The 3,226-nt window shown below is 53.3% G+C and carries 2 rRNA genes; both read right to left on the bottom strand.

From position 1 onward, the window contains the following. Nucleotide 1: 1 nt before the first annotated feature. A 5S ribosomal RNA gene (gene rrf / locus Xhom_RS48820) occupies nt 2-117 on the bottom strand. Between the two features lie 78 nt (nt 118-195). After that, a 23S ribosomal RNA gene (locus Xhom_RS48815) occupies nt 196-3,105 on the bottom strand. Between the last annotated feature and the right edge of the window lie 121 nt (nt 3,106-3,226).

Genomic DNA, 3,226 nt, shown 5'->3' with positions numbered 1-3,226 from the left:
TGTCTGGCAGTTCCCTACTCTCACATGGGGAGACCCCACACTACCATCGGCGCTACGGCGTTTCACTGCTGAGTTCGGCATGGGGTCAGGTGGGACCACCGCGCTATTGCCGCCAGACAAATTCTGTTTCTCATCTCGAACAAGCTGATTAGTCTCTGAAACTGCTCTCTCACCCCAAAACACCTTCGGTGTTGTCAGGTTAAGCCGCACGGTTCATTAGTACTGGTTAGCTCAACGTCTCGCAACGCTTACACACCCAGCCTATCTACGTCCTCGTCTCGAACGTTCCTTTAGTGTCCTCTAGGGACAAGGGAAGACTCATCTCAAGGCAAGTTTCCCGCTTAGATGCTTTCAGCGGTTATCTCTTCCGCACTTAGCTACCGGGCAGTGCCATTGGCATGACAACCCGAACACCAGTGGTGCGTCCACTCCGGTCCTCTCGTACTAGGAGCAGCCCCTTTCAATCTTCCAACGCCCACGGCAGATAGGGACCGAACTGTCTCACGACGTTCTAAACCCAGCTCGCGTACCACTTTAAACGGCGAACAGCCGTACCCTTGGGACCTACTTCAGCCCCAGGATGTGATGAGCCGACATCGAGGTGCCAAACACCGCCGTCGATATGAACTCTTGGGCGGTATCAGCCTGTTATCCCCGGAGTACCTTTTATCCGTTGAGCGATGGCCCTTCCATTCAGAACCACCGGATCACTATGACCTACTTTCGTACCTGCTCGAGCTGTCACTCTCGCAGTCAAGCTAGCTTATGCCATTGCACTAACCTCACGATGTCCGACCGTGATTAGCTAACCTTCGTGCTCCTCCGTTACGCTTTGGGAGGAGACCGCCCCAGTCAAACTACCCACCAGACACTGTCCGCAACCCGGTTCACGGGCCTACGTTAGAACATCAAACATTCAAGGGTGGTATTTCAAGGTTGGCTCCATGCAGACTGGCGTCCACACTTCTCAGCCTCCCACCTATCCTACACATCAAGGCTCAAGGTTCAGTGTCAAGCTATAGTAAAGGTTCACGGGGTCTTTCCGTCTTGCCGCGGGTACACTGCATCTTCACAGCGAGTTCAATTTCACTGAGTCTCGGGTGGAGACAGCCTGGCCATCATTACGCCATTCGTGCAGGTCGGAACTTACCCGACAAGGAATTTCGCTACCTTAGGACCGTTATAGTTACGGCCGCCGTTTACTGGGGCTTCGATCAAGAGCTTCTCCTTACGGATAACCCCATCAATTAACCTTCCAGCACCGGGCAGGCGTCACACCGTATACGTCCACTTTCGTGTTTGCACAGTGCTGTGTTTTTATTAAACAGTTGCAGCCAGCTGGTATCTGCGACTGGCCTCGGCTCCAAGAGCGTGTCTTTTCACCTAACGCCAGCGTGCCTTCTCCCGAAGTTACGGCACCATTTTGCCTAGTTCCTTCACCCGAGTTCTCTCAAGCGCCTGAGTATTCTCTACCTGACCACCTGTGTCGGTTTGGGGTACGATTCAATGTTACCTGGAGCTTAGAGGCTTTTCCTGGAAGCGGGGCATCAGCTACTTCAGCACCGTAGTGCCTCGTTATCACGCCTCAGTGTTAACAGAAGAACGGATTTACCAATTCTTCCCACCTACACGCTTAAACCGGGACAACCGTCGCCCGGCCAGCCTAGCCTTCTCCGTCCCCCCTTCGCAGTAACACCGAGTACGGGAATATTAACCCGTTTCCCATCGACTACGCCTTTCGGCCTCGCCTTAGGGGTCGACTCACCCTGCCCCGATTAACGTTGGACAGGAACCCTTGGTCTTCCGGCGAGCGGGTTTTTCACCCGCTTTATCGTTACTTATGTCAGCATTCGCACTTCTGATACCTCCAGCATGCCTCACAGCACACCTTCGCAGGCTTACAGAACGCTCCCCTACCCAACAACACCTGAGTGTCGCTGCCGCAGCTTCGGTGCATGGTTTAGCCCCGTTACATCTTCCGCGCAGGCCGACTCGACCAGTGAGCTATTACGCTTTCTTTAAATGATGGCTGCTTCTAAGCCAACATCCTGGCTGTCTGAGCCTTCCCACTTCGTTTCCCACTTAACCATGACTTGGGGACCTTAGCTGGCGGTCTGGGTTGTTTCCCTCTTCACGACGGACGTTAGCACCCGCCGTGTGTCTCCCGTGATAACATTCTTCGGTATTCGCAGTTTGCATCGGGTTGGTAAGTCGGGATGACCCCCTAGCCGAAACAGTGCTCTACCCCCGAAGATGAATTCACGAGGCGCTACCTAAATAGCTTTCGGGGAGAACCAGCTATCTCCCGGTTTGATTGGCCTTTCACCCCCAGCCACAAGTCATCCGCTAATTTTTCAACATTAGTCGGTTCGGTCCTCCAGTTAGTGTTACCCAACCTTCAACCTGCCCATGGCTAGATCACCGGGTTTCGGGTCTATACCCTGCAACTTAACGCCCAGTTAAGACTCGGTTTCCCTGCGGCTCCCCTATACGGTTAACCTTGCTACAGAATATAAGTCGCTGACCCATTATACAAAAGGTACGCAGTCACCCTGATAAATCAAGGCTCCCACTGCTTGTACGTACACGGTTTCAGGTTCTGTTTCACTCCCCTCGCCGGGGTTCTTTTCGCCTTTCCCTCACGGTACTGGTTCACTATCGGTCAGTCAGGAGTATTTAGCCTTGGAGGATGGTCCCCCCATGTTCAGACAGGATACCACGTGTCCCGCCCTACTCGTCGAACTCACACCACCTGCGTCTTCAGATACGGGGCTATCACCCTTTACTGCCGGCCTTTCCAGACCGTTCTCCTGACGCGGATGCTGATGTTGGTTCTGGGCTGCTCCCCGTTCGCTCGCCGCTACTGGGGGAATCTCGGTTGATTTCTTTTCCTCGGGGTACTGAGATGTTTCAGTTCCCCCGGTTCGCCTCATTAACCTATGAATTCAGTTAATGATAGTGCAACGGATTGCACTGGGTTTCCCCATTCGGGTATCGCCGGTTATTGCGGTTCATATCACCTTACCGGCGCTTATCGCAGATTAGCACGCCCTTCATCGCCTCTGACTGCCTAGGCATCCACCGTGTACGCTTAGTCGCTTAACCTCACAACCCGAAGGTGTCTTCGGACTGGAGTGATTGAGAGACTCCTCAATACTGCCGCCTTAGCGCGGTTACAGTACTGATTGTTTCAAATTTTCAGCTTGTTCCAGATTGTTAAAGAGCA

The organism is Xenorhabdus hominickii (assembly GCF_002632725.1).
GTDB classification, from domain to species: domain Bacteria; phylum Pseudomonadota; class Gammaproteobacteria; order Enterobacterales; family Enterobacteriaceae; genus Xenorhabdus; species Xenorhabdus hominickii.
This window is presented reverse-complemented; position numbering and strand designations above follow the sequence as displayed.